This window comes from Wenzhouxiangella indolica, from assembly GCF_042310355.1.
In the GTDB taxonomy this organism is placed as follows: Bacteria; Pseudomonadota; Gammaproteobacteria; order Xanthomonadales; family Wenzhouxiangellaceae; genus Wenzhouxiangella.
Genome location: NZ_JBHJMR010000003.1, coordinates 1 through 26,952, shown reverse-complemented (window position 1 = coordinate 26,952; position 26,952 = coordinate 1). Strand labels below are relative to the sequence as shown.

Sequence of the window (26,952 nt, the reverse complement as noted above, 5' to 3'; positions counted from 1 at the left end):
GGAGAACCAAAGCATGGGCCCGTCGGGTTACATCGCACGCGCCTTCCAGGACTCCCGACTGACACCGCTGCTGGCTGCCGTAGGCATCATCGCGGGCCTGATGGCCGTGGTGATCACGCCCAAGGAGGAAGAGCCGCAGATCGATGTCACGATGGCCGACGTGTTCGTCCCCTTCCCCGGCGCCAGCGCCGAAGAGGTCGAATACCTGATCACCAACCCGGGCGAGCAGATCTTCGACGAGATCTCGGGCGTGAAACACGTCTACTCGACCTCGCGCCAGGGCCAGGCGGTGATCACGGTCGAGTTCGAGGTGGGCATCCCCCGCCAGGAAGCGCTGGTACGGCTTTACAACAAGGTCTACTCCAACAGCGACTGGTTCCCGGCCGACCTGGGCGCCGGGCAGCCGGTGGTCAAGCCCAAGGGCATCGACGATGTCCCGATCGTCACGCTGACGCTCTACGACCCAACCGGCCGCCAGACCGGCGAGGAGCTGACCCGCCTGGCCCACACCCTGGAAGTCGCGCTCAAGCGCGTGCCGGGCACGCGCGACGTCTACACCATCGGCGGCGTACCCGATCGCGTGGACGTGGTCTTCGACCCGGCCAGCCTGGCCGGCTACGGCCTGACCCTGGCCGACCTGCGCGATGCCATCCAGGCGGCCAACAGCAGTGCGGGCGAGTCGCGCATCGTCCGCGACGGAGTCTCCATCCCGCTGCAGCCCGGCAGCCTGCTCGAAACCGCCGAACAGGTACGGCGACTGGTCGTGGGCATTCACGGCGAGACCGCCGTTCGCCTGGGCGATATCGCCGAAGTGCGGCGCGGCGAGACGGTGCCGGACCGGAGCGTGATGCTGGGATTCGGGCCGGATCGAGACGGCGGGCAGGCCCGAGTGCACCCGGCCGTGACCCTGGCCGTGGCCAAGAAGCCCGGCGAGAACGCCATCGACATCGCCGACGCGGTCAAGGACCGTCTCGACGTTCTCGAAGGCCGCGTGATTCCCGACAACACCGAAGTCCTGGTCACCCGCAACTACGGCGAGACCGCCTCGGACAAGGCCCGCTCGCTGATTCGCGACCTGGTGTCGGCGACAGTTGCCGTGATTCTTCTCGTGCTCGCAACCATGGGCTGGCGCCAGGCGCTGATCGTCGGCCTGTCGGTGCTGGTCACATTGCTGCTGACCCTGGTTTTCTCCTGGGCCTGGGGCTTCACGCTCAACCGCGTATCCCTGTTTGCCCTGATCTTCTCGATCGGCATCCTGGTCGACGACGCCATCGTGATCGTCGAGAACGTCCACCGTCGCATCAGCATCTCGAAACGGCCCATTCGCGACATTGTGCCGGCCGCCGTCGACGAAGTGGGCACCCCCACCATCATGGCCACCCTGACGGTCATGGCCGCCCTGCTTCCGATGGCTTTCGTCACCGGCCTGATGGGCCCCTACATGAGCCCCATTCCGATCAACGCCTCGGCCGGCATGGTGCTCTCGCAGGTCGTCGCATTCGTGCTCGCGCCCTGGCTGGCCGTACGGCTATTGCGCCGCGATCGCGGCTCCGAAGGGGCCGAAAGCGGGGCGCGCGAACGCTCGACCGAGGGCATCAACCCGCGCCTGCACCGTATCTTTTCGTCCATATTCACGCCGTTCCTGGGCGTCGACCGATCCGGTCGACGCAACCGCTGGCTGCTGGCCGGTGGCGCCGTCGGCCTGACCCTGCTCATGGCCCTGCTGCCGGTGTTCCAGGCCGTTGTCCTCAAAATGCTGCCCTTCGACGACAAGTCCGAGCTGCAAGTGGTCGTCGACATGCCCGAGCACACGCCCATGGAGCAGACCATGCGCGTGTTGATGGCAATGGGCGCCCATCTCACGACGATGGACACGGTCGACGACTGGCAGGCGTACGCCGGCACCGCCTCGCCCATCAACTTCAACGGCCTGGTGCGCCAGTACTACCTGCGCGGCGAGCCCTACCACGGCGACCTGCAGATCAACCTGGTCGACGATCGCGACCGGCAGTCGCACGAGATCGCCCTGGAACTGCGCGCGCCATTGACCGAGATCGGCGAGCGCTACGGGGCAGCGGTCAAGATCGTCGAGGTCCCGCCCGGGCCGCCGGTGCTCTCGCCGGTGGTGGCCGAGGTCTACGGCCCCACACCCGAAGCCCGCGCCGAAATGGCCCAGAAGCTGGCCCGGCAAATGGCCGGCATTGACGGCCTGGTCGATATCGACACCACCGTGACCGCACCGACCGAGCGCTGGCGGGTGGTCGTCGACCGGCATCGTGCCGCCACACTCGGCGTATCCCAGGCGCAGGTGGTCGACGCGCTGGCGATCGCGCTCGGCGAACGCAACGTCGACTACCTGCGCGACCCCGGAGCCAAGCATGCCGTGCCCATCCGGGTGATCCTGGAAGAAGGCGGCAAGGCGCAGCCGTCGGCGCTGATGTCGCTGCCGGTGACCAGTCGCGACGGCGAGATGATTCGCCTGGCGGACGTGGCAAGCGTGGAAGAATCCCGGTGGCCGGGCGTCATCCAGCACAAGGATCTCCTGCCGGTCACCTACGTCACCGCCGACATGGCCGGACGGGTCGACTCGCCGCTGTACGGCATGTTCGCCTTGGCGTCCGAACTCTACGGCCAGGCGGATGCACCGACCCAGTACTGGATCAACCAGCCCGAGTGGGCCGGGCAGCCGGCCCTGAAGTGGGATGGGGAGTGGCAGATTACCTTTGAGACCTTCCGCGACATGGGCATGGCCTACGCCGTGGGCGTGTTCGTGATCTTCCTGCTGCTGGTCGCGCAGTTCCGTGCCTACCTGATCCCGCTGATCGTGATGGCGCCGATCCCGCTGACCCTGATCGGCATCCTGCCCGGCCATGCCCTGCTCGGGCGGGAATTCACCGCCACCAGCATGATCGGCATGATCGCGCTGGCCGGCATCATCGTGCGCAATTCGATCCTGCTGGTGGTCTTCATCCGGCAGCTGCTCGACGAGGGCGAATCGCTGGAAGACGCGGTCGTGCTCGCCGGCGTGGTCCGGCTCAAGCCGATCGCGCTGACGGCGGTCTCGGCCATGCTTGGCGCGGCCTTCATCCTGCCCGACCCGATCTTCAACGGCCTGTCGATCTCGCTGATCTTCGGCCTGGCGGTGTCGACGGTGATGACCGTGCTGCTGGTTCCCCTGCTCTACTACGTGTTCGTCGGCAAGAGGGAGGTATCAGCCGGCGCGCAATAGCTCGTTGACCGACGTGCGGGATCGCGTCTTCTCGTCGACCTGCTTGACGATCACGGCGGCGTAGAGACTGTGGCTGCCGTCGTCGGCCGGCAGGCTGCCGGCCACGACGACCGAACCGGCCGGCACGCGGCCGGTCGTGACTTCGCCGGTTTCGCGGTTGTAGATGCGCGTCGACTGGCCGAGAAACACGCCCATGCCGATCACTGCACCCTTCTCGACGATCACGCCTTCGACCACCTCCGAGCGCGCGCCGATGAAACAGCCGTCCTCGATGATGGTGGGGTTGGCCTGCAGCGGCTCGAGCACGCCGCCGATGCCGGCGCCGCCGGAGATGTGAACACCCGAACCGATCTGGGCGCAGGAACCGACCGTCGCCCAGGTGTCGACCATGCTGCCCGCGCCGACATAGGCGCCGATATTGACGTAGCTGGGCATCAGCACCGTGTCGTTGCCGATATGCGCGCCGCGACGAACGGTGGCCGTGGGCACCACGCGGGCCCCGCACTGCTCGGGCGAATCCTTCCCGTCGGCAAAACGCAGGTCGACCTTGTCGAAGTAGTTACTGACACCCCCTTCCATGACGCGATTGGCAGTGGTTCGAAAATGCAGCAGGATGGCCTGCTTGAGCCAGCCGTTGACGCGCCAACCGCCCTCGCCGTCCGGCTCGGCCACGCGCAGCTCGCCGGACTCCAGGCCCTGCAGGCAGGTATCGATCTGGCCGCGCAGCTCGTGATCCGCCGTCTCGGGAGAGAGATCACCGCGGCGATCCCAGGCTGATTCGATGGCGAGTTGGAGTTTATCGAGGTCGTTAGACATAGGGTTCAGGGTTCAGGGTTCAGGGTTCAGGAAAGAAAACAACGGTTTACGGTTTACGGTTTACGGGAAACAGTGTAGCGCTGGGCGCGGCTGGACTCCACGCTCGCCTGGGTTCGAGCGAAGTCCTCGCCCCACAGATCGCTCCAGACTTGGAAGAGCAACAGGGAAAGCGGAAAATGAATGTCGCTGTAGATCGTCTCCGAATCCAGTCGCACCAGGTATCGGTGCGCCAATTCGTGCACCAGCGTGGCGCGCTTTGTGGAGGCCGGATAGCTCGCTCGGAGATACATCGGCCGTCCCGCGCGCCCCGATCGGCTGATACCTTCATACACGATGATGCGGATGTGTTTCTCGCGCAATCGCACACCGGTCGCATCTCTCAGCGCCTCGAGAATTCGCGCACCGTCCTCCCGCCAGATTTCCCGATACTCTTCAGCCGCGGGCCGATGCACCTCAGGATCCGCAACGAACTCGACCTCCAGAGCGAACGCCGCCGGCCGAGCAGTAAGCCCGATCAGCGCCGCGACAAGAACTACCACCACCTGAGTTAACCGCATTCCTGAAACCCGAAGTCTGGAACCGTGTGTCTGTGCGTCCGTGCACCCGTAGTCCGTAGTCCGTAGTCCGTAGTCCGTAGTCCGGAACCCGGAACCCGTTAACCGTAACCCGTAACCCGTAACCCGTACCCCGTCAAACATCCAGCCGCTTGCGCAGCTCCGCCTCGAGCGCATCGCAGGCATCCCGGTCGAGCGGTCGGCCGTCGGCGTCGGTGACGGTGAACATGTCCTCGACGCGCTGGCCGAAGGTGGCCACGCGGGCGTCGTGCAGGCGCAGGTCGTGAACGACCAGGGCTTCGGCGATGGCCGACAGCAGCCCGGGTCGGTCGGTGGCGGCGATTTCGAGCTCGGTCACGCCGTCGCCGGTCGACAGCGCGATCTCGGGCCGGCCCATGAACGGCTGTAATCGGCGCGGAACGGGGCGCGACGGCAGGGGGCGGACCTCGCGCGCACCCAGCTGCTCGACGAGGGAGCGCTTCAGGCGCTCGGCGTCCGAGTCGTAGAGGGGCTGGTTGTGCGAGTCCATGACCTGGAAGATGTCCCAACTCCTGCCGTCGACGGTGGTGATCACGCGCGCGGCCAGCACGTTGAGCTGCATGCGATCGAGCTCTCGGGCGACGACGGCAAACAGGCCGGCGAAATCCCCGGCATGGACGAAGACTTCGGTAATGCCCTTGTCGTCCAGGCGTCGGCAGGCCACCAGCGGCAACGAATCGCTGGAGAGCACCTCACGCGTGGTCCAGACCAGTTGCTCGGCGTCCAGGCGCAGGAAGGCCCGTTCGGGCAGTTCGCGCCAGCAGTTCTCGACCCGCGCGGTCTCGAAACCATCCTCGCCCAGGGCCGCCAGCGCTTCGCCGCGTGTCTCGTCCAGGCTGGCCTGGCGATCCACGGGGTGCTCGAGACCGCGGCTGAGCGCATCGGTGGTTGCGACGTAGAGCTCCCACAAGAGGCTGTCCTTCCAGGAATTCCACAGCCGCGGGCTGGTCGCCGCGATGTCGGCGATGGTCAGTACAAACAGGTGATCCAGGTGGCGCTGGTTGCCGACGCGCCCGGCAAACGCATTGACCACCTCGGGGTCGGAAATGTCCTCGCGCTGGCTGGTGCGCGACATCAGCAGGTGCTCGCGAACCAGCCACACGACCAGGTCGCGATCGGCGTCGGGCAGCTCGAGCCGGTCGACGAAGCGCCTGGCATCCTCGGCACCCAGCTCGGAGTGGTCGCCGCCGCGGCCCTTGGCGATGTCGTGGAACAGCGCGGCCAGGTAGAGCACCTCGGGGCGCTCGATGCGCTCGAAGATCTCGATGGCATGGGCGAAGCGGTCGGGATGCTTGGCGTAGGCGAAACGACGCAGGTTGCGAATCACGAACAGGGTGTGCTGATCGACCGTGTAGACATGGAAGAGGTCGAACTGCATGCGCCCGGTGATCTCGGCAAACTCCGGCAGCAGGGCTGCGAGCACACCGTAGCGGTTCATGCGCGCAAGCTGGCTGTAGACCAGGCGATCGCGCCGGAGCAGCGCCAGCAGGCAGCTCAGGATCTCTGGATCCTGCCGGTAGTCGTCGTCGATCAAGTACAGGTGCTCGCGCACCAGGCGGATGGTGGCCGCGCGCACGCCGCGCACGTCCGGGTGGTCGGCCAGCACCAGGAACATGCGCATGATCAGCTGCGGGAACTGCACCAGCGAATGCGGATCCTTCAGTTCCAGGTAACCGTGATGGATCCGGAAATGCTCGTCGATATCGGCCGAGGGCAGGTGCCGGCGGCCGGCCAGCAACTCCTCGTCGAAACTCTGCAGCAGGCGTTCGTTCAGGCGCTCGAGCTGCATTACGTTGCGGTAATAGGCCTGCATGAATTGCTCGACCGGTTCGTTGCTCGCGCTGCAGTCGCCGAAGCCGAACTGCTCGGCCAGGCGGCGCTGGTACTCGAACAGCAGCCGCTCCTCGGCGCGGCCGGCGGTTTCGTGCAGGGCCCAGCGCAAGCGCCAGAGGTGCTCGCGCGCGGCCACAAGGTCTTCGTGTTCCCGCTCACTCAGAAAATCGTGCTCGACCAGTCCGTGCAGGGTCGAGGTGCCGAAATGCCGGCGCGTGACCCAGGCGATCATCTGCATGTCGCGCAGGCCGCCGGGGCCTTCCTTGAGGTTGGGCTCGAGGTTGTAGACGGTGTCCTCGAAATGCTCGTGGCGGCTGTCCTGCTCTTCGAGCTTGGCCGAGAAGAACTCGTCGGCCGGCCACAGCGCGGGGGCATCGGTGCGTTCGCGCATCTGGCGGTAGAGCCGGCCGCTGCCGGCCATCAGGCGCGATTCCATCAGGTTGGTGGCCACGCCGACGTCCGCGCGCGCCTCGCTGACGCACTCTTCCACGCTGCGCACGCTTTGCCCCGGATGCAGGTCGGCATCCCAGAGCACCTGGACGAAGTGCTCCAGCGACGCGGCATCGGCGTCCTGGTCGTCGGGCAACAGGATCAACAGGTCGACATCGGAATGCGGGTGCAGCTCGCCGCGGCCGAATCCGCCGACGGCGCACAGTTCAAGGCCCGCATCGGAGGGCGCCAGGCGGTCCCAGGCGGTGAGAATGAGCTGTTCGACGACCCAGGCCCGGGCCTGGACGAGATCCCGAATATCGGTTTCCCCGACGAACTGGCGGTGCAACTCGGCGTCGGCCTCCGCTCGCGCGGCGTCCAGCGCGCGGCTGAGCGATCCGGGCGAGGCGTCGAGCTTTGCCAGTGCCGCGAGGTCGAGGCAGTCGCGGGTGGCCGGAACTGCGCTCAGTCGATCGATCACAGCGGGTCGTCGGGCAACTGCGTCAGTACATCGTAGCCATCGTCGGTCACCGCCAGGGTGTGCTCCCACTGGGCGGTCAGGCTGCGGTCGCGGGTGATCACCGTCCAGCCGTCGGGCAGCAGCTTGGTGTAGCGCTTGCCCAGGTTGATCATCGGCTCGATGGTGAAGGTCATGCCCGGCTCGAGCACCATGCCCTGGCCCGGCCGGCCGTAGTGCAGCACCTGCGGCGCCTCGTGAAAGCCGCGACCGATGCCGTGCCCGCAGTACTCGCGCACCACCGAACAGCGCTCGCCCTCGGCGTAGGACTGGATGGCGTGACCGATATCGCCAAGGGTCGCGCCGGGCTTGACCGTCCCGATTCCCCTGAGAAGCGCCTCGTGCGCCACATCGCAGACGCGGCGGGCCTTCACCGACGGCTCACCGGCGAAAAACATCTTCGAGGTGTCGCCGTGCCAGCCGTCCTTGATGACAGTCACGTCGATATTGAGAATATCGCCGTCCTTGAGCTTCTTGTCCCCGGGAATGCCGTGGCAGACGACATGGTTGACGGAAGTGCAGATGGACTTCGGAAATCCCTTGTAATCGAGCGGCGCGGGCACGGCGCCGAGCTCGTCGACGATGTACTCGTGCGCGATGCGATCGAGCTCGCCGGTGGCGACACCCGGACGGACGTGCTCGCGCAACAGGGCCAGGACGCCGGCGGCCTGCTGGCCGGCCACGCGCATGGCCTCGATTTCCTCGGGCTTTTTGATGTGAACTTGATGACTCATGAGTGAAACTTGCTCGAACCGGCGACAGTCTACCCGAAAGCCCAGAACGTGGCGTCGCCGGGGCGCGTTTTCCAGCCAGACCATGCCTTTTGGCACTGTGTCGGCATGCAGCGAAATGGCAGGATGATGGCTACTGGATCTTCACGTTCGAAAACCGCGAACCGGGACGCGCGAACCCATGAATAAGCTCTTCCGCTACATACTGCCGCCGGCATTGATCGTGGCCTCGATCATCGTCGTCGTCATCCTGGCCAGCAACCGCCCCGAACCACCCGAGCGCGAGCCGGTGGAAACGGCCATGCCGGTCAACACGATCGCCGCCGAACAAGCCGGCGATCGCTTCGTCGTCGAGGCGCAGGGAACCGTCCAGCCGCGCACGCAGACCACGCTGGTCACCGAGGTCAGCGGCAAGGTCACGCGCATTTCGGAGGAATTCGTCGCCGGCGGATTCTTCCGCGCCGGGGAAGTCCTGGTCGAAATCGATCCCAGCGACTATGAAACCGCGGTGAAACAGGCCGAGGCCGAACTGGCCGCCGCGCGAGCGCGGCTATCCGACGAACAATCGCGTTCCGACCAGGCGCGCCGCGACTGGCGTCAGATGCACGGCGACAGTCGCGAACCCTCGAACCTGGTGCTGCGCATCCCGCAGCTCGAGCAGGCAAGGGCTTCCGTTCAGGCCGCCGAAGCGGCCCTGGCACGAGCCGAACGCGACCTCGAGCGCACCCGGCTGTCCCTGCCCTACGACGGCATGGTGCGCTCGCGTTCGGTCGACATCGGCCAATACGTCGGCGCTGGCGCCACCCTTGGCGTCACTTTCGCCGTGGATGTGGCCGAGGTCCGTCTTCCGCTGCCAGACCGCGACCTGGCCTTTATCGACCTGCCCCAGCCGGGCCGCAAAGACGGGCCGAAGCCGACGGTTCGGTTTTTCGGTGACGTCAGCGGCCAGCGCGGCAGCTGGCGCGGGGAGATCGTTCGCACCGAAGGCGTGATCGAGGAGTCCACGCGCCTGACCTATGCCGTCGCCCGGATCCAGGATCCCTACGGTCTCCTGGGCGAGGAACGCCCGGTTCCCCTGCCGATGGGCACCTACGTTCAGGCGGAGATCCAGGGCCGTTCGGCCGCCGGCCTGATCGAGCTGCCCCGCGAGGCACTGCGCGACGGCGATCGGCTGTTCATCGCCGACGAGGAAGATCGCCTGGATATTCGAAACGTCGACGTCGTTCGCTCGACCGCCAAGCGCGTTTACCTGGCCGATTCGGTCGAAGCCGGCGAACGTGTGATCACCACGGCCATCGCCGCACCGGTTGCCGGCACGAAATTGAACGTCCGTCAGCCGAGCACGGATGAACCCGAACTGCGCATCCTGCCCACCCAGGACGAGCAGGAAGTGGCGACGCAAACGGAGAACGAGCAATGACGACCGAGCGCAACTGGTACGGCAATATCATCGCCTGGTTCGCCCACAACTCCGTGGCGGCCAACCTGCTGATGCTGTGCCTTCTGCTCGGCGGTCTGGTCACGGCGTTCACCATCACCAAGGAAATCCAGCCGCGGATCGAGACCAATTACGTCACGGTCTCGGTGCCCTACCGCGGCGGCACGCCCCGGGACGTCGAGCAGGGTGTGCTGATCAAGATCGAGGAAGCGATCCAGGATCTCGAGGGCATCCGCGAGATGGTCTCGACCGGCCGCGAGGGCTCTGGCAGCGTGCAGATCGAAGTCCACCCGGACTACGACGTGCTCGAGGTGCTCGACGAGATCAAGACCCGCGTGGACTCCATTTCGACCTTCCCGGCCGAGACCGAGCGCCCCGTCTACCAGCGCAACACCTGGACCCAGGAAGTCATCTGGGTTTCGGTTTTCGGGGACGTCGATGAGCGGACACTCAAGGAAGCCGCGCGCGATATACGCGACGAGATCACCGCCCTGCCCGACATCAGCCGCGCCGAACTGGTGGGCACCCGCGCCTACGAGATCGGCATCGAGGTGCGCGAGGAAACTCTGCGCGCCTACGATCTGACCCTGGCCGAAGTGGCCCAGGCCATCCGCCAGTCCTCGCTCGATTTGCCGGGCGGGCGCATCGAGACCGCCGGCGGCGACGTGCTGGTTCGAACCATCGGACAGGCCTACGTCGGCCGCGACTTCGAAGACATCGTGGTGCGCTCCAATCCAGACGGCTCGCGCGTGCTGGTTCGCGACATCGCAACCATCCGCGACGGCTTCGTCGAGGGCGACCGCTACGCCCGCCACAACGGCCAGCCGGCAACCGCCATCCGGGTGCTGAGCGCCGGCGAGCAGAATGCCCTGGCCGTGTCCGAGGCCGTGCGTGACTACGTCGCCGAGAAGCAGGACGAATTGCCGGCCGGCCTGAGCGTCGACTGGTGGGCCGACATCTCCTATTACCTCAAGGGCCGCATGGAGATGATGGGCAAGAACCTGGTCGCCGGTGCGATCCTGGTCTTTCTCATCCTGGCCCTGTTCCTGCGCCTGAAGCTGGCGTTCTGGGTGATGGTCGGCCTGTTGATTGCCTTCCTCGGCGCACTGTGGATGCTGCCGGCGGTGGGTGTCACCATCAACCTGATCAGCCTGTTCGGATTCCTGGTGGTGCTGGGCATCGTGGTCGACGACGCCATCGTCATGGGCGAGTCGGCGTATACCGAGATCCGGGAGATGGGCCACTCGGTGGACAACGTGGTCAACGGCGTCTACAAGGTGGCCATCCCGGCAACCTTCGGGGTGCTCACCACGATCGCCGCCTTTCTGCCGATTCTGATGATCTCCGGCATTTCCGGGCAGTTCTTCGCCGCCATCGGCTGGGTGGTCGTGCTGTGCCTGTTCATGTCGCTGGTCGAATCCAAGCTGATCCTGCCGGCCCACCTCGCGCACATGCGCGTCAAGAAACACGAGCCGGACACCACCAACCGGTTCATCCGCTTCCAGCGAAGCTTCTCCGACAACATGTTCAAGTTCGTCGACCGCTTCTACCTGCCGTCGCTGGGCGTGTTGCTGCGCAACCGGTACCTGTCGCTGGCGGCCTTCGTCTCGATCCTGATTCTTTCGCTGGGCCTGATCGTCAGCGGTGCCATGCGCGTGGTGTTCTTTCCGGACTTCGCCGGGGACTTCATGCAGGTCGACCTGGAAATGAACGAGGGCACGCCCGCCTACGTCACGCATGCCAACATGGACTATCTTGCGGAAACGCTTGCAGCCACCGACGATGAGCTCCAGCAAAAGCACGGTCTCGAAGAGGGCATCGTGCGCACGGTCTTTGCCTGGTCGGGGTCCGACACCAGCGGCGGCATGCTGGTGGAACTGGCACGGCAGGAAGACAGCCCGGTGACCATCAACGAACTGGAGCGCGCCTGGCGCGAGGCCGCGGGACAGATTCCCGGCGCTCGCGGTCTACGCATCGGCAACGCCGGCGGCGGACCGGGCGGCGGCGGACCCGACCTTTCCTTCCAGCTGGTCGGCAACGACCTCGATCAACTCGAGGCGGCCGCAGCCGAACTCGAGCGGCGGGTGACGGCCTACGAAGGGACCTACGACGTGCGCAACTCCTTCGAGGGCGGCCTCAGGGAACTGCAGCTGGAAATCATGCCGGGAGCCGAAGCACTGGGCCTGAGCCAGCAGGACCTGGCCCGCCAGGTGCGGCAGGCTTTCTTCGGCGAGGAAGTCCAGCGCATTCAGCGCGGCCAGGACGATGTTCGCGTCATGGTGCGCTACCCGCGCGAACAACGCACATCCGAAGGCTACCTGGAGGCCATGCGCATCCGAACGCCCGACGGCTCGGAAGTGCCCTTCGGGGCGGTCGCCGACGTCGAAGTGGGCAGCAGCCCGTCGGTCATTCGCCGCTTCGACCGTCAGCGCTCGATCAGCGTCACCGGCCGCGTCGACAAGGAGGTAGCCGAGCCCGGCCGGATCACCAGCGAACTGCGCGAGACGCATCTGCCCGAGATCCTGGCCGGCTATCCCAGCGTCAGCTACCGGGTTGCCGGGGCGACGCGCAGCCAGCAGGAGGTCAGGCGCGATCTCCTGATGGGCACGGGCTTCGCCCTGTTCCTGATCTACGCGCTGATCGCTGTCCCACTGCGCTCCTATCTGCAGCCGCTGCTGATCATGTCGGTGATTCCCTTCGGCATGGTCGGTGCCGTCGCCGGTCACTGGCTGCTGGGCATTCCCATCAGCATGCTCAGTTTCTTCGGTATCGTGGCGCTCGCCGGGGTCGTGGTCAACGACAGCCTCATCCTGGTCGATTTCGTCAACCGCCACCGGCGGGCCGGCGAATCGCGCATCGACGCAGCCATCAAGGCCGCCCGTTCCCGCTTCCGGCCGATCATCCTGACTTCGGCGACCACCTTCCTGGGCCTGGCGCCGATCGTGTTCTTCGAGACCAGCCTGCAGGCACAGATCGTCATTCCGATGGCGACTTCGCTGGCCTTCGGCATTCTCTTCGCCACGGTCATCACGCTGGGCCTGATCCCGATCCTCTACCTGATCGGCGACGATTTCGTCCACTTCGTGCAGCGAGTGACCGGACGCGAGCGCACCGGCATGGTGGCATCGCGGGAGGGTTGAATGGGGACTCGGGACTCGGGACTCGGGACTCGGGACTAGGGACTACGGTTTACGGTTTACGGTTTACGGGCCTCGGACCTCGGACCTCGGACCAGGCCATGATCGGGAGACGACCAGTTATGATGTTGTCAATCGTTCCACGGAGAACTCCCCATGAACCCGCTCCCGAGCCCGCGCCTCCGAACCGTCCTGCTCCTGATGCTCGTCACCGCCCTGGCCGGCTGCCAGTCGATGAAATACCGCACGCTCGAAGCCTTCGGCGTCGAGAAGCGCGACATCCTGTCCAGTCGGGTCGAATCCGCTCGCGATGCACAGGGGGAAGCGAAAGAAGAGTTTTCCTCCGCCCTGGAACAGTTCCGTGCAACCGTCGATTTCGACGGCGGTGAACTGGAAGACCTCTACGATCGGCTCAACGGCGCCTACGAGCGCAGCCTGGCCGACGCCGAGCAGGTCCGTGAACGCATCGACGGGGTTCGCAACGTGGCCGAAGACCTGTTCGACGAATGGTCGGACGAACTCGACGACTACGAGAACGCCGACCTGCGCCGCCGCTCCGAAAGCCTGCTACGCGACACGCAGGGCCGCTACGAGCGCATGATCGCGGCCATGGAACGCGCCGAAGCCACCATGGACCCGGTGCTGCAGGCTTTCCAGGACCAGGTGCTGTTCCTCAAGCACAACCTCAACGCCCGCGCCATCTCGGCCTTGCGCGAGGAACTCGACGACATCGAAAGCGATACGCAAGCCCTGGTTGCGGCCATGAACGAGGCGATTGCCGAGGCCGACGCGTTCATCCAGGCGCTGGAGTAGTGGGCCATGCGGTGAATTAGGTAGCGCTCAGTCGAGCAGTGCAGCGGTCCGGTATCGGGATAGCGGGAAACCGGCCCTCAAGCCCGGGTGCGAAACAGCCAGTCGCCGACCGGATAGGTGATATTGAAATTCCTGTGCGCCATCAGCCTGGTGTCGTGATGGCGATGATGCAGCCGCCGGAGTCGGCGCAGGAGCGGCAGCTTCAGCAACCGCGATTCGTCCGGCAGGTGATAGGCCAGGTGCAGCAGCTCGTAGTTGAGGTAATAGGCCATCGCCGTGGCGACGAACAGCCAGGCCACGTTGGCCGAAGCCAGCCACGCCAGCAGCAGGCCCATGGGTGCGGCAAAAAGACCGAAAAAGAACACCATCAGCACGGCCGGGAACAGCACGACCCGGCAGTCCTGCCAGCCTTCCAGGGCCATGTCGCGATCGGTGAAAAAACGGTGGTGCTGGCCGGCATGACGCTCGTAGATCAGGCCCAGGCCGGGGATCTTGCGATGCATGACCCAGCGGTGGCCGGCGTACTCGACGAGATTGGCATACACGAAGGTCAGTGGAACGGTCATCCACTCCAGCGCCGAGACAGCATCCAGCCGCCAGACGCAAAACCCGATGCCGCCCAGGCTGAACACCAAGACAAAGGCGAAGTGCGCCTTGCCCGAGTAGCCCCGGCCAATGTTCTCCCGTCGGTAGACAACACGATACTCGTCGTTCGTGACCATCAATTTAGATTGCCACTGAGATGCGTGCGCTGCAAGCAGCGCGGCCTCCAGGGCGGTTAAGGAACCTCTGAACAACTCTGCACGGAGCGCGTTCAGACCCGATATGTCCTCCGTTGGGCGTGCAATCCCGGTCTCGGCTCAGCGGCCGAACGCCCGCATGCGGAGTGGATGCCAGAACGAAAGCCACAGCATCAGCTGCTTAACCGGCTGGCGCATTCACCCCCGTTGGGGCACCATGACGACATGAATGCTGCCGAACTCTTTGTGAAATGCCTCGAGAGCGAAGGCGTGGAATACGTCTTCGCCGTGCCCGGAGAGGAGAACCTCGACATGATCGAGGCGTTGCGCCAATCCGGAATTCAATTGATCGTCACCCGCCATGAACAAGGCGCCGGATTCATGGCGGCCTGCTACGGGCGCCTGACCGGCAAGCCGGGCGTCTGCCTGTCGACGCTGGGGCCCGGGGCGACCAACCTGGTCACGCCCGCCGCCTACGCCGAGCTCGGCGCGATGCCGCTGGTGCTGATCACCGGCCAGAAGCCGATCAAGACCTCCAAGCAGGGGCATTTCCAGATCATCGACGTGGTCGACATCATGCAGCCGGTGACCCGCTTCACGCGCCAGATCGTGTCCGCGGCAACCGTGCCCGCACGGGTCCGGGAAGCCTTTCGGCAGGCGGCCGAGGAACGCCCGGGTGCCACGCATCTGGAATTGCCCGAGGATGTCGCCAGCGAGGAGACCGACGAACAGCCCATCCGCGCCAGCCTGACGCGCCGACCGGTTGCCGAGGAGAAAGCGATAAGCCGGGCAGTCGAGGCGATCGAGCAGGCGCGCTCGCCGCTACTGCTCATCGGTGCCGGCGCCAATCGCAAGCTCACCGCCCGCATGCTGCGCCGCTTCGTCGATCGCAGCGGCATTCCCTTTGTCACGACCCAGATGGGCAAGGGCGTGGTCGACGAGACCAGCGCCTGCTGGATGGGCAATGCCGCCCTGTCCGACGGCGACTACTGTCACCGGGTCATCGACAATTCCGACTGCATCATCAATGTCGGACACGACGTGGTCGAAAAGCCGCCCTTCTTCATGGAGGAAGGGCGACGTACCGTCATCCACGTCAACTTCTTCAGCGCCGAGGTCGACCCGGTCTATTTCCCGCAGCTGGAGGTCACCGGCGACATCGCCAACGCCATCTGGCAGATCGGTGAGAAGCTGCGCGTGCAGGATCACTGGGATTTCTCGTTCTGCCGGACGGTTCGCGAGGCGCTGTCGGTCGATCTCGACACCGGCCGTGAACTCGACGGCTGCCCCGTGCATCCGCGCCGACTGGTTCACGAAGTGCGCGACGTGATGCCCGACGACGGCATCCTGGCCCTCGATAACGGCCTCTACAAGGTCTGGTTCGCCCGCAACTACCAGGCGCGACGGCCCAACACGGTGCTGCTCGACAACGCCCTGGCCACCATGGGCGCCGGCCTGCCGGTGGCCCTCGGCGCAAGGCTCGTGCATCCGAAGCGCAAGATCCTGGCGATCTGCGGCGACGGTGGCTTCATGATGAACTCGCAGGAGCTCGAAACCGCCGTGCGGCTGGACATGAACCTGGTAATCCTGATCCTGCGCGACGACGCCTACGGCATGATCAAGTGGAAGCAGCAGGACATGGGCCTGGCCGACTTCGGCCTGGATTTCGGCAACCCGGACTTTGTTCGCTATGCCGAAAGCTACGGCGCCAGCGGCTACCGGGTGGAGTCGGCCGCCCACCTCAACGCGCTCTTGCGCGACTGTCTCGCCCGGCCCGGCGTTCACCTGATCGACTGTCCGATCGACTACGGCGACAGCCAGCAGCAGCTGTTCGAATCCATCCCCGCGACCAGTGCCGCCGTCGGGCGGTAGGCATTGCGTCACAAAGTGCCGTTTCATCGCGCCCGTCGCGTTGGGCGCTCCGTCAGACGGTTGCCATAGCTGTCGCTCGGCCTCATGTCCAAGGTGAATGCATCTGGTAGCAAAGCGTTATGAAAATTCCTGAAAAACAGAAGGTTGCAAGCTTCGATGTGGATGCGCAGCGCACGTTCACGCCGCTGTGCCCGGACGAACTACCCGTCGCCGAAGGCGACACGCTCGGCCCGGAGCTCAACCGCCAGGCCGGCTTCGCCGCGTTCCGCCTCGGCTCGAAGGATTCGCACAGCCCGAAAGCCGTCTGGGTGACCGAAGATCGCGACAAGATCGGCCAGCCGGGTGTCGACGGCGACAACGTCGAGGAGCACTGGCCGGTTCACGCCGTACCCGGAACCGAAGGATTCGAGCTGATTCCCGGTCTGCCCCGCCCGGCGGAGTATGATTTCTTCGTCTGGAAAGGCGTGGAGCTGGACATGCACCCCTACGGCGCCTGCTACCACGACCTTGCCGAGAAGATGAGCACCGGCGTGATCGAATGGCTCGAGTCCCGCGGCGTCACGCACGTGATCGTCGGCGGCCTGGCCACCGATTTCTGCGTCTGGGCGAGCGCGCGCCAGCTCCAGGAAGCCGGCTTCCAGGTCATCCTCAATCGCGCGGCCTGCCGCGGCATCGCGGACGAGAGCATTACCGAGGCGCTCGAGGCCATGCGTCAGGCCGGCATTGCATTCATCGACAGCTGCGACGAACTGGAGCCGACGCAATGATCATCCAGTCCCTGCTCGACACCGACATCTACAAGTACTCGATGATGCAGGCCGTGCTGCACCAGTTTCCCGGTGCGGAGGTGGAGTACCAGTTCAAGTGCCGCAGCGAGGGCATCGATCTGCGCGCCATCCGTCAGGATCTCGAGCGCGAGATCGAGCACCTTTGCACGCTCAGGCTCGACCCCGAGGAACTGAATTTCCTCAGCAGCCTACGCTACATGAAAACCGACTTCATCGAGTTTCTGCGCCTGTTCCACCTCCAGTCGCGCTTTGTCGACATCGATGAGGACGGCGAGCAGCTCACGCTCAAGATTCGCGGCCCCTGGCTGCACACGATCCTGTTCGAAGTGCCCGTGCTTGCCATCATCAGCGAGCTCTATTCGCGCCATGCCTGGCCGGATCATCAGCTCGATGAAGGTCGGGCACGCCTTGCGCACAAGATCGAGCAGGTCAAGGCGCTGGATCGCCCGGATGAGTTCGTGTTTGCCGACTTCGGCACGCGCCGGCGCTTTTCCCGCCGGTGGCACGAGGAGGTGGTCGAGACCTTCGCGCGCGAGATTCCCGGCAGCCTGCGCGGCACCAGCAACGTCATGCTGGCCAAGGAGTTCGGCCTGGTGCCCATCGGCACCATGGCGCACGAGTTCATCCAGGCCTGCCAGGCTCTGGGCCCGCGTCTGGCCGAAACCCAGCGCTTCGCGTTCGAGGTCTGGGCCCGGGAATATCGCGGAGACCTCGGGATTGCCCTGTCGGACACCTACAGCCTGAAGGCTTTCCTGCGCGATTTCGACATGTATTTCTGCAAGCTCTTCGACGGCGCCCGGCAGGATTCCGGCGATCCGTTCGAATGGGGTGAGGCGATGATCGAGCACTACCATGCCAACCGCGTCGACCCCGCCTCGCGCAATCTCATCTTCTCGGATTCCCTGAGCATTCCCAAGGCCGCCGAAATCTGGCAGCGCTTTCGCGACCGCACCAATGTGTCGTTCGGCATCGGTACCAACCTGACCCACGACACGGGCGTGCAGCCGGCCAATATCGTCATCAAGATGACCGAGTGCAACGGCCAGCCGGTCGTGAAGCTGTCGGACTCGCCCGGCAAGGTGGTCTCGACCGACCAGCACTACCTGGCCTGGGTCCGCCAGGCCTTCGACGTGCCCGCAGAATGAACGGCATCGGCGCGCCGAAGAAGGCGACTCGCCGCTGTGATGCGATAGAATCCGGTCGATGAACGACGCAAGCAAGCCCCTGGCCGGCCGCAGCGTTTCCCTGGTGCTGGGATCGGGCGGCGCACGGGGCCTGGCGCACATCGGCGTGATTCGCGCCCTGGAAAAAGCGGGCCTCGAGATCCGGCACATCGCCGGCTCCTCGATGGGTGCCCTGGTGGGCGGGATTCATGCCGCCGGCCGCCTCGACGCCTACCAGGAGTGGGTGTGCGGGCTCGAACAGTCCGACGTGCTCGCCCTGGTCGATTGGACCTTCTCCGGCGGCGGACTCATCCGCGGGCGCCGGATCATCGACAAGCTCTCCGAACTGATCGGTCAATACGACATAGAAGACCTCGAGACCGAATTCACGGCCGTCGCGGTCGACCTGGAACTGGGACGCGAAGTCTGGCTCGATCGCGGACCGTTGTTCGACGCCATCCGGGCTTCCATCGCGATTCCCGGCGTCTTCACCCCGCACGAGTACCGGGGCCGCACGCTCATCGACGGCGGCATTCTCAACCCGGTTCCGATTGCGCCGACATTGCGCGCGATCAACGATCTGGTGGTCGTCGTCGACGTCAACGCCCCGGCGGCGCATCCACCCCCGCTCGAACAGTCGCGAGAGGACACAGAGGACAGCAACGGCATGCTCAAGCGCGTGCGCGAGTTCATGAACGGCTGGCGCGACAGCGAGCGGAAGGGCAAGGATGAGCGCCCCGGCCTGATGGCCGTCATGATGCGCGCGCTCGACACCATGGAAGCGGCCATCGCCCGCCATCACATGGCGATCTTCCGGTCGGATATCATGATCAGCGTGCCCAAGAACACCTGCTTCGTGCACGAGTTCCATCGCGCGTCGGAAATCATCGACCTGGGCGAGAAACTTGCAAATGACGCGATCGCCGCGGCCGATTTGGAACGCCGCTCTCTTTCAGACCCATAGCATCCCGATAGTGGAGAATTTCCGATGGCCAACAATGACGACAAGCTGTTCGACGAAGCCGCCGACGCCGTCGTCGATCTCGGAAACCGGCTGGCGGCCGACAATCCGGACGTCGACCCCTGGGCCCTGGCCGACGGCCTGATCGCCGGCGCCGTGCATTTCTGGCTCTACGCCCACCAGCCCGAATCCCCGGTTCCCTCCGAAGACGACCTCACCACCGCCCGCGAACGCGTCGAGGAACTCGTCGACCAGGTCATGCAATCGGCCGAGGAGAGCGAATACCTCCATTCCCCGCAGGATTCCGACGTCGGTCGGGCCTGAGTCCGAGCGGGGCGAATACACGCGCAGGTTGGGCCCCATCCCCCAAGGACGAGGGATCGGCTCCGACTGCGTTTGGTTGTCGCAATCGGCATCTGTAGGATGCGTGAAGGCCGACAGGCCGAAACGCATCGTTTCTCCCTCCGGTTGGGCTGGACCGCCCTTCGGTCGGGCTGGCGCCACCGGTCGCTGTGGTGGCCTCGACACGTCAAAGGCGTTTCGCCCGGCCTGCTTCGCAGGCACTTTCGGCGAGTACCTTTTTTCCAAAGCGAAAAAAGATACGAAAAAGCGCTTTTCAAAGTCAAAGTCCCACGATCCGGGGTTTCAGGACTGGAACTGGGAGGTGGCTGGCCCCTTCGGTGGGCGGGCTTCGCGAAGACTCGGTCGGAGGATCCGGTGGCGCTAGCGGGAATGGGACGAAGCCCGCACGAGAACGGCTCGGCTTCGAAGGTGGCGCGCTGCGCGCGCGGGGGCTTGATCCAGGCGCTTAGGATGCGTGGAGGCCCGTAGGGCCGTAACGCATCGGCCGATGCGTTGCGCTTCGCTCCACGCATCCTACGTTTCTCCGCAACCGCGCAGATGGCGCGCGCATAGCGCGCGGTGTAACCGATTTCGAGCGCAAGCCCGGGATTCCTCCCATGGCCACTTTCGGAAATTATCCCGGGCACCACGCGACCAGCCGGGCCCTCGCGAAGCCCCCTCACCGAAGGGGCCAGCCCCCACAGTCACCAAGCTCCTGAGATAACCGAGCGTTGGACTTTGACGTTGAAGAGCAATTTTTGGTGACTTTTTCTTGCTCTGGAGAAAAAGTTACTCGCCATCAGCCTGCGAAGCAGGCGGGCGAAACGCCTTTGACTTGTCGAGGCCTCCACACCGACCGGTGGCGCCAGCCCAGCTATAGACCCAAGGATTCAGGAGCCAGGGATCAGCACGACTCCGTCGGCCTGTCCCCGACTCCTGACCCCAGATTCCTACCGCCGACTCTCCTCGCGAATCGACCTGAATTCGTTACCTTCGTACCACTCCGGCCAGCGATCGCTTTCGGACACTTCGCGGCCGACGGTGTAGAGCAACTCCAGGTCTTCGGCCACGCCGCGGAAGTCCCAGTCGCCGTCGTAGGTGTCAGCCGTCTTGTGGTAGCGATTGGCGCGGTAATCGGCCTGCCACTCCAGGCCGTACTCGCGGCCCTTCTCGCGATGGTCGACGCCGCCCTTGGCATACAGGGCCGGGATGCCGATCTTGGCCAGGTTGAAGTGGTCGGAGCGATAGTAGTAGCCGGCCTCCGGGCTGGGCTCCTGCTCGATATGGCGACCCTGGCGCTCGGCGGCTTCGGCGAGTATCTCCTCGAGCTCTGAGGAGCCGTAGCCGACGACGGTGACATCGTGCGTCGGGCCGAGGACGGTCAGCGCGTCCATGTTGATTGCCGCAGCCGTCTGGCCTGGCGGGTAAACCGGGTCGGTAGCGTAATGTCGCGAGCCCAGCAGGCCGTATTCCTCGAGCGTGACGGCGGCAAACAGCTGCGTGCGCTCGGCCGCGCCGGCCTGGGCGTTGAGTCGCGCGATCTCGAGCAGTCCGCTCGTCCCCGAGGCGTTGTCGACGGCGCCGTTGTAGATGCCATCCGAACCCGAACGGGCCAGGTTGCGGCCCAGGTGATCCCAGTGCGCCATGTAGATCACCGCTTCGTCCGGGCGCTCGGTGCCGGGCAACTCGGCCAGCACGTTGTAGGAGGTTCCGCGGCGAATGTCGTTTCTCACCTGCGCGGAGGCGGTCGCATCCAGGCTAACCGAAGTGAATCCGGACTGGCGGGCGCGCGACTTCTGTGCCTCGTAGTCGAGTCCGGCGCGCGAGAACAGCTCGCGCGCGGCGTCGACCGTCAACCAGCCCTCGAGATCGACGCGCGGTGCCGACTCGTCGCTTTCCAGCACGAACTCTGCGCCGGACCAGGAATTGACCACGACCTCCCAGGGGTAGCTGGCCGGTTCGGTCTCATGCACCACCAGGGCAGCCGCGGCACCCTGTCGAGCGGCTTCTTCGTACTTGTAGGTCCAGCGCCCGTAGTAGGTCATGGCGCGGCCGTTGAACAGGTCTTCGTCGCCGGTCGCAAACCCGGGGTCGTTGACGAGGATCACTACGGTCTTGCCCTCGACGTCGAGGTCGGCGTAGTCGTTCCAGTCGTACTCGGGGGCGACGATGCCGTAGCCGACGAAAACGATCTCGGAGTCTTCGACGACGTGCGGCTCGCTGCCCAGGCGGCGGGAGTTGATGACCATCTGCTCAGGATAGGACAGGGTCAGGCTCTCGCCATCCAGCTCGACGGCGATGTCGCTGCGCTCGGCGTTTGTCAGTTCGATCATGGGCACCGGCTGCAGGTAGCTGTCGCCGTAGCCGGGCTCCAGGCCCATTTCGCTGAACTCGCGCACGAGGTAGTCGATGGTCATGCGCCCACCGCGGGTTCCGGGCGCGCGGCCCTGGTAGTCGTCGGAGGCCAGAGTCTGGACGTGCCGCTCGTAGCGCTGGATGTCGATACCGTCACCGGGCACTTCGGGCAGCGTAGACACATCCTGCTCGCCTTCCGATGCGGTTTCAACCTCGTCGCCGTCGGGCTGCGACTGCGTGGCTTCTGTTTCTTCAGCCGGTTCGGTGGGCGACTCCGCGCCGCAGGCAGCGAGCATCAGGGCGATAAGAAAAGCGGTCAGCAAGCGAATCATGCGAGGAAGCTCCGTGGGAAAGTCCCCGATTCTAGCAGGCTGACGGCGTGCTAGATCAATCCACCTTCGAGCGCCTTCAATACCGCTCGCGTGCGGTCACGCACCCCCATTTTCGAGAGAATGTTGGAAACGTGGTTCTTGACCGTGCCTTCGGCCACGCTGAGCGCCCCCGCGATTTCCTTGTTCGAGTAGCCGCCCGCCATCAACCGCAGGATCTCGGTCTCGCGGTCGGTCAGCGGGTCGGGCTGCGATAGGCTGCTGAAACTGGTGCGCATCTGGCCCAGCCCCTTCATCAGGCGCTCGGTCACCGCGGGCTTGACCAGGGTCTTGCCCTCGGCGACCGCACGCACCGCTGCGATGAGTTCTTCCAGCGCGACATCCTTGAGCAGGTAGCCCTTGGCGCCGGCCCGAATCCCGGCCAACAGCAGGTCATCATCGTCGAAGGTCGTCAGGATGATCGTCGGCGGCAATTGCCCGCGCTCCTGCAGCTCCCGCATCACGTCGAGCCCGGTCTTGCCGGGCATGCGCATATCCAGCAGCAGCACCTGGGGCTGGATTTCCGGCAGGCGTTCCAGCGCCGTTTCGCCGTCTGGCGCCTCGCCGGCTACCTCGATATCCTCCGCCAGTTCCAGCAATGAGCGAACGCCCTGCCTGACCAGCGTCTGATCGTCGACCAGCATGACTCGAATCATGATGCTTGCTCCGTGGGTATCCATGCCTTGACCTGGAACCCGGCCCCGGGCCGGGTTGCGATATCCAACCGACCACCCAGTTCACGCAATCGCTCACGCATGCCGCATATCCCGTTGCCGGGCACGAGGTTCGGCGCGCCGAGCCCATCGTCTCGGGCCTTGAGAATCACGCCGCTACCGTCCTCGCCCAGACTGATCCAGAGATTCCGGGCCTGCGCGTGACGCACCGCATTCGTGATCAGCTCCTGGGCGCAGCGAAGCAGGATCTGGGCACGCTTGGGATCCGTCTGCGCCAGGTCCGACGGAATATCGAGATGGATCGACAGATCGGGCACACCCGCGGCCAGCATCTCAAGCGCCTGCCTGAGATCCACCTGGTCGTCCCGGCGCATGTCGCTGACCACTTCCCGTACATCAGACAACAAAAGCCGCGCAATCGAGGCAGCCTGGTCGACATGCTCCCTGGGCTTGCCCTCACTCGTGTGACTCGCGACCTCCAGGTTGAGCGTCAGGGCGGTCAAGTGATGGCCAACGAGGTCGTGGAGTTCCCGCGAGATCCGCACGCGCTCGGCGATCCGGGTGTTCTCGGTCAGCAGGGACTGGGTGGCAAGCAGCTCGGAGTTCACGCGCCGCAGCTCGGCCCGCGCCTGCATCTGCTTGAGGGCGAGCAACGAGGCGATGAACGGAAAGGATGTCAGGCCGAGATTCATCAGCAGGTAGACCAGGACCAGCAGCCAGCTCCCCTCCGGACTGAAGATCACCCACACGCTGAAAACCAGGGCCAGGCAGACGACCCAGCCGACACCGACCACGAAGGGAAGCACCCAGGGCAGTAGTGCGGCCACCAGCATGGCCAGCAGGCTTCCGAGGCCTGTGTGCGTGAAGTAGGTAACCCCGTAGGCGGAGACCGACAGAATCCCCATGACGAGCACGCGTTGCCAGAAAGGCGCCGTCCTTTGCCGACTGACCACCGGATGCCAGAGCAAGAGCAGAAACAGCAGGGCCGCCGACCACCAACCCACGATATCCGATGTTGTCGGCGGTTCCGGAAGGAGCCAGGGCAGCAGGACCAGCGGTATCGCGGTGAGGAGCCAGATCAGAACGCCTACGTAGCGCAGCCAGTCGATACTGCGAATCTCCGAAAGGCTACCGAGGCGTTCGATCAGGGATTTCAGGCTCATGGAGCGATTCTAAACCCGTTCGGGCCTTCGGGTATGGGCCAGTCGTCATGCCGGCGCGCATTTCTCCAACCCCAATTAAAAAAGCCGCCGGGCAGGCCCGGCGGCTTTGTCTCTGTCGGTCGGGTCACCGCGGTGCGGTGACCGTCAGATCAGCGGATCAAGTGCGGAAGAAACGCACCGTCAGACCGCCGATCATGACCATCAGCAGGGCCAGGACGCCCAGGCCGATCTTGCTCATGGTCGGAACGGCCAGCGGCTGGCGTTCGGTGATGCCGCAGCTGATGTCGTGCGTGCCACCAAATCCGTTGTCACCGCTGCATTCCAGGGTCGCATTGAAGCTGTCGCCTTCGACGCCATCCTGCGGAAGCGCACAGCTGATGCTGAAGCCAACCGAGTCGCCCGCGGCAACCGTGATCGGGCTGCTCAGATCCGGGTCGGTCGTGATTTCCGGATCACCGGTCAGGGCGCACGAGAACTCGCCGTCGGCCGAACCGTCATTGCTCACGCTACCGTCAGCGCTGATGGTCGAACCCGGAAGGCCCTGGCCAAGATTGACCGCACCGAAGGCGGGATCAACGCTCAGGTCAGCCACGGAGTCGGCGCTGCCGGAAACTTCGACGTCCGCGGTCGGGTTGGTGTCGGCATCGCTGTCGAATGCCACACCGCCGGAGAACGTTCCGTTGGCGCCGGCATTGAACTCTACGACTACATCGCAGGTTTCGTTCTGAGCCAGGCTGGTGCCATCGCAACCGTTGGTGATGATCGAGAACTCGGCGTCGCCGGTGAAGGCTGCGCTATTGATGGTCAGCGAGGAAGCGCTGCCGCCCACGTTTTCGGCGGTGATCGTGTCGGTGACCGGCATGTTGCCAAGGTCTACTGTACCGAAGGCCAATGAGGCTGGGGTTACCGCAAGCTCTGAAAGCTCTTCAGGCGGCACGCCAATCACCTCAATCTGGCCGTCCTCCGAGTTAACATCGGGATCGTTTTCAATCACAAATGCAGCCGGGTCGTATTCTAAAAGAATGACATCGCCTTCCGAAGCCGCTGCAGAGATATCAACAGTGATGTTCCCGCTTGCAGTCGGTATCGGGCCACCCTGATTCTGGAAACTAAAGAAGACGTTGTCGCCAGTTCCACCTTGATCCGTACATGTGGACAAATCCACCACTTGATCCATTTCCGTCGTGCAGTCACTAAAATCAATGTTTTCGATCAGTGACGGATCGGAGAAATTAATCCTGGCGTCAATTGAACGGGCATCGTCGTTTCCAACGTAGTGCCAAGAGAAGGTTACCGATTGGCCCGGAAGGGCTTGTACGGAATCCACGTCAAAGCTCACCGGATCTTGAGCCAATACAACGGAGCTTGCCAATAGCGCTCCAGAGGCCACCACTGCGGAAACGACAGCTTTACCTCGTGAAAGATACGAGTTCATCACATTCACCTCATGTTTATATATAAAAAGCAAGTTCTTGTAGTTTACTGGGCAAGAAGATCAAGAACGCACAGCGAGTCCAGCCCATCAATACTGCCATCCTCATTGCAGTCGGGCTGACCGGGAGCCATCGCGGCACCAGCAAGTTCATCGAGGATCGCCAGTGCGTCCGTTCCCGCAATTGAGCCAGAGTCATCAGCATCGCCAACCATCAAACGACCCGGCCGCTCAATCCGGCGGGAATCGAAGTCGTCAAAGTCGATCGTGCCGCCGGTGTTGGCCGCGTTGGCGTTACCGAGGTTGGCATTGGCGATGGCGATTCCGCTGGTATCTGCGGAGATGGTCTGGTCAGCAGCGCCGTTCACGCTGAATGCGATTTCGGCGGCCGCATCGGCTTCCCATGCAAACTCGACCGAGTGCCAGCCGGAACCGACACTGCCAAAGGTGGCATCGTTCTCGTCGCCATTGGAATCGAAGACGCGAAGGGTCAGGTCGTCAGCATTGGGGAAGTTGTACCAGACCTGAATCTGGTCTTCGGTGTCGTCATCGGCCGCAAAGATCACCACCGGATCAGCGCCAGCGTCATCCAGGAAGGTGTAGAAACGGGCGATATAGGTGGATTCACTGGCCGGCGAGTCGTCGGCCACATAGCGGTCGGTGCCGTCGAGATCGACGCGCAGGCCGCAGGGACCGCCGTAGCGGCGGTTGTCGCCGCCCTGGGTGCCGGTGTCGGCATTGGCCACACCCGTGCTGGCACCGGTCCAGTTGTCGATGGTGCAGGTCTGCGCCTGGGCGTTGAACGCGAAGCCAAGGCAACCCACCAGGGCAACACCGGTGAGAAGTGCCTTGCGGCTATCAGTCTTCAGATTCATGGTCATCATTCCTCTTTATTTTGGCTGTATCCGTTGCAGGTTCGGCCAGTCCCCGTCTGCGGCCATCGGCACCGTCAAGACGATGCAGCGAGCGGCAGACAGATTCGAATGCCCTGCTCGGACCTTGCTGAGCGAGTGTAGCCCAGGATATTCCAGGCTGCAACCCGCGCTCACGGTCGGATCAGGGCTGCCTTCAGTGTGAATATACGCATTCGGATCGTAAACCGTGTCAGTTATTTTTAGAAAAGTTCCGGAATTTTGGCGGCGCCAGTGGGGCGCGAACGACGATTTCGGCCTAGGCCGGGCCGGTGGCCTCGGGATAGGCCAATGATCGCTGAGGGCTAACGGGATGGACTGCGCGCCTGCGGCGCTTGCCCTCCGCTCCGCTCCGGGTTGCTCCGGCCGCTGCGCGGCCTTCGCATCGATCCCTCTCCCCCAGCCATATACGAAAAAACCCGGCCATTGGCCCGGACCAGGGGCCTCGGGATAGGCCAATGATCGCTGAGGACTAACGGGATGGACTGCGCGCCTGCGGCGCTTGCCCTCCGCTCCGCTCCGGGTTGCTCCAGCCGCTGCGCGGCCTGCGCATCGATCCCTCTCCCCCAGCCATATACGAAAAAACCCGGCCATTGGCCCGGACCAGGGGCCTCGGGATAGGCCAATGATCGCTGAGGACTAACGGG

General features: G+C 64.5%; 19 protein-coding genes. 9 read left to right on the top strand and 10 right to left on the bottom strand.

All coding sequences use genetic code 11. The features are described 5' to 3' along the window. Positions 1–13: 13 nt before the first annotated feature. A complete protein-coding gene (locus ACDC67_RS05235) occupies positions 14–3,229 on the top strand; it encodes an efflux RND transporter permease subunit (RefSeq protein ID WP_376691225.1) in 3,216 nt (1,071 codons plus the stop codon). Here the strand turns inward: ACDC67_RS05235 and dapD are convergent. The 4 genes from dapD to map all read right to left on the bottom strand — a co-directional run bounded on the left by dapD (position 3,212) and on the right by map (position 8,151). Beyond that, positions 3,212–4,045, bottom strand: coding sequence for a 2,3,4,5-tetrahydropyridine-2,6-dicarboxylate N-succinyltransferase (dapD, locus tag ACDC67_RS05230; RefSeq protein ID WP_376691223.1), 834 nt, complete (start codon positions 4,043–4,045; stop codon positions 3,212–3,214). The genes ACDC67_RS05235 and dapD overlap by 18 nt on opposite strands. A 53-nt stretch (positions 4,046–4,098) precedes the next feature. Further along, the gene (locus ACDC67_RS05225; protein WP_376691222.1) at positions 4,099–4,602 is read right to left on the bottom strand and encodes a hypothetical protein; all 504 of its coding nucleotides are present in this window, start codon (positions 4,600–4,602) and stop codon (positions 4,099–4,101) included. Positions 4,603–4,735: 133 nt separating this feature from the next. Then, positions 4,736–7,381: a [protein-PII] uridylyltransferase gene (glnD, locus tag ACDC67_RS05220; protein WP_376691220.1), complete on the bottom strand. Its 2,646-nt coding sequence runs from the start codon at positions 7,379–7,381 to the stop codon at positions 4,736–4,738. Next, complete coding sequence (gene map / locus ACDC67_RS05215; RefSeq protein ID WP_376691218.1) at positions 7,378–8,151, bottom strand: type I methionyl aminopeptidase; 774 nt, start codon at positions 8,149–8,151, stop codon at positions 7,378–7,380. The genes glnD and map overlap by 4 nt, the downstream gene beginning before the upstream one ends. Before the next feature lie 178 nt (positions 8,152–8,329). Here map and ACDC67_RS05210 point away from each other — a divergent pair, with 178 nt between their 5' ends. From ACDC67_RS05210 to ACDC67_RS05200, 3 genes are all read left to right on the top strand, one after another. After that, on the top strand, positions 8,330–9,568 hold the full coding sequence (locus ACDC67_RS05210; RefSeq protein ID WP_376691216.1) for an efflux RND transporter periplasmic adaptor subunit: 1,239 nt from the start codon (positions 8,330–8,332) through the stop codon (positions 9,566–9,568). Next, on the top strand, positions 9,565–12,726 hold the full coding sequence (locus ACDC67_RS05205) for an efflux RND transporter permease subunit (protein ID WP_376691214.1): 3,162 nt from the start codon (positions 9,565–9,567) through the stop codon (positions 12,724–12,726). The genes ACDC67_RS05210 and ACDC67_RS05205 overlap by 4 nt, the downstream gene beginning before the upstream one ends. Before the next feature lie 153 nt (positions 12,727–12,879). Next, a complete protein-coding gene (locus ACDC67_RS05200; protein ID WP_376691212.1) occupies positions 12,880–13,536 on the top strand; it encodes a DUF2959 domain-containing protein in 657 nt (218 codons plus the stop codon). Between the two features lie 77 nt (positions 13,537–13,613). Here the strand turns inward: ACDC67_RS05200 and ACDC67_RS05195 are convergent, their stop codons facing one another. Further along, positions 13,614–14,258 (bottom strand): fatty acid hydroxylase family protein, encoded by a 645-nt coding sequence (locus ACDC67_RS05195; protein ID WP_376691210.1) that lies wholly within the window; start codon positions 14,256–14,258, stop codon positions 13,614–13,616. Positions 14,259–14,501: 243 nt separating this feature from the next. On the opposite strand from ACDC67_RS05195, the gene ACDC67_RS05190 reads away from it, so the two are divergent. The 5 genes from ACDC67_RS05190 (at position 14,502) to ACDC67_RS05170 (ending at position 19,384) form a co-directional block, all read left to right on the top strand. Then, the gene (locus ACDC67_RS05190) at positions 14,502–16,148 is read left to right on the top strand and encodes an acetolactate synthase large subunit (protein ID WP_376691208.1); all 1,647 of its coding nucleotides are present in this window, start codon (positions 14,502–14,504) and stop codon (positions 16,146–16,148) included. A gap of 119 nt (positions 16,149–16,267) precedes the next feature. After that, a complete protein-coding gene (locus ACDC67_RS05185) occupies positions 16,268–16,915 on the top strand; it encodes an isochorismatase family protein (RefSeq protein WP_376691206.1) in 648 nt (215 codons plus the stop codon). Continuing rightward, positions 16,912–18,081, top strand: coding sequence for a nicotinate phosphoribosyltransferase (pncB, locus tag ACDC67_RS05180; RefSeq protein WP_376691204.1), 1,170 nt, complete (start codon positions 16,912–16,914; stop codon positions 18,079–18,081). Before ACDC67_RS05185 ends, pncB begins: the two co-directional genes overlap by 4 nt. Before the next feature lie 58 nt (positions 18,082–18,139). Next, positions 18,140–19,063, top strand: a complete 924-nt coding sequence (locus tag ACDC67_RS05175) for a patatin-like phospholipase family protein (protein WP_376691202.1) — start codon at positions 18,140–18,142, stop codon at positions 19,061–19,063. A 24-nt stretch (positions 19,064–19,087) separates the two neighbouring features. Continuing rightward, complete coding sequence (locus ACDC67_RS05170; RefSeq protein WP_376691200.1) at positions 19,088–19,384, top strand: hypothetical protein; 297 nt, start codon at positions 19,088–19,090, stop codon at positions 19,382–19,384. Positions 19,385–20,352: 968 nt separating this feature from the next. On the opposite strand, the gene ACDC67_RS05165 is transcribed toward ACDC67_RS05170, so the two are convergent. The 5 genes from ACDC67_RS05165 to ACDC67_RS05145 form a co-directional block, all read right to left on the bottom strand. Beyond that, positions 20,353–22,089, bottom strand: a complete 1,737-nt coding sequence (locus ACDC67_RS05165) for a M28 family peptidase (protein WP_376691198.1) — start codon at positions 22,087–22,089, stop codon at positions 20,353–20,355. A gap of 50 nt (positions 22,090–22,139) precedes the next feature. Then, on the bottom strand, positions 22,140–22,781 hold the full coding sequence (locus ACDC67_RS05160; protein WP_376691196.1) for a response regulator: 642 nt from the start codon (positions 22,779–22,781) through the stop codon (positions 22,140–22,142). After that, a complete protein-coding gene (locus tag ACDC67_RS05155) occupies positions 22,778–23,962 on the bottom strand; it encodes a sensor histidine kinase (RefSeq protein ID WP_376691194.1) in 1,185 nt (394 codons plus the stop codon). The genes ACDC67_RS05160 and ACDC67_RS05155 overlap by 4 nt, the downstream gene beginning before the upstream one ends. Positions 23,963–24,119: 157 nt before the next feature. After that, a complete protein-coding gene (locus tag ACDC67_RS05150) occupies positions 24,120–25,397 on the bottom strand; it encodes a choice-of-anchor D domain-containing protein (RefSeq protein ID WP_376691192.1) in 1,278 nt (425 codons plus the stop codon). A 44-nt stretch (positions 25,398–25,441) separates the two neighbouring features. Beyond that, positions 25,442–26,269, bottom strand: coding sequence for a hypothetical protein (locus ACDC67_RS05145; RefSeq protein WP_376691191.1), 828 nt, complete (start codon positions 26,267–26,269; stop codon positions 25,442–25,444). Positions 26,270–26,952: the final 683 nt, after the last annotated feature.

Coding starts and splice junctions, on each gene's coding strand:
- ACDC67_RS05160 (WP_376691196.1), bottom strand. CDS start 22,781: ATGATTCGAGTCATGCTGGTCGACGATCAGACGCTGGTCAGGCAGGGC.
- ACDC67_RS05165 (WP_376691198.1), bottom strand. CDS start 22,089: ATGATTCGCTTGCTGACCGCTTTTCTTATCGCCCTGATGCTCGCTGCC.
- pncB (WP_376691204.1), top strand. CDS start 16,912: ATGATCATCCAGTCCCTGCTCGACACCGACATCTACAAGTACTCGATG.
- ACDC67_RS05155 (WP_376691194.1), bottom strand. CDS start 23,962: ATGAGCCTGAAATCCCTGATCGAACGCCTCGGTAGCCTTTCGGAGATT.
- ACDC67_RS05170 (WP_376691200.1), top strand. CDS start 19,088: ATGGCCAACAATGACGACAAGCTGTTCGACGAAGCCGCCGACGCCGTC.
- map (WP_376691218.1), bottom strand. CDS start 8,151: ATGAGTCATCAAGTTCACATCAAAAAGCCCGAGGAAATCGAGGCCATG.
- ACDC67_RS05205 (WP_376691214.1), top strand. CDS start 9,565: ATGACGACCGAGCGCAACTGGTACGGCAATATCATCGCCTGGTTCGCC.
- ACDC67_RS05150 (WP_376691192.1), bottom strand. CDS start 25,397: ATGAACTCGTATCTTTCACGAGGTAAAGCTGTCGTTTCCGCAGTGGTG.
- ACDC67_RS05190 (WP_376691208.1), top strand. CDS start 14,502: ATGAATGCTGCCGAACTCTTTGTGAAATGCCTCGAGAGCGAAGGCGTG.
- ACDC67_RS05225 (WP_376691222.1), bottom strand. CDS start 4,602: ATGCGGTTAACTCAGGTGGTGGTAGTTCTTGTCGCGGCGCTGATCGGG.
- ACDC67_RS05185 (WP_376691206.1), top strand. CDS start 16,268: ATGAAAATTCCTGAAAAACAGAAGGTTGCAAGCTTCGATGTGGATGCG.
- ACDC67_RS05235 (WP_376691225.1), top strand. CDS start 14: ATGGGCCCGTCGGGTTACATCGCACGCGCCTTCCAGGACTCCCGACTG.
- ACDC67_RS05145 (WP_376691191.1), bottom strand. CDS start 26,269: ATGAATCTGAAGACTGATAGCCGCAAGGCACTTCTCACCGGTGTTGCC.
- ACDC67_RS05210 (WP_376691216.1), top strand. CDS start 8,330: ATGAATAAGCTCTTCCGCTACATACTGCCGCCGGCATTGATCGTGGCC.
- dapD (WP_376691223.1), bottom strand. CDS start 4,045: ATGTCTAACGACCTCGATAAACTCCAACTCGCCATCGAATCAGCCTGG.
- ACDC67_RS05195 (WP_376691210.1), bottom strand. CDS start 14,258: ATGGTCACGAACGACGAGTATCGTGTTGTCTACCGACGGGAGAACATT.
- ACDC67_RS05200 (WP_376691212.1), top strand. CDS start 12,880: ATGAACCCGCTCCCGAGCCCGCGCCTCCGAACCGTCCTGCTCCTGATG.
- ACDC67_RS05175 (WP_376691202.1), top strand. CDS start 18,140: ATGAACGACGCAAGCAAGCCCCTGGCCGGCCGCAGCGTTTCCCTGGTG.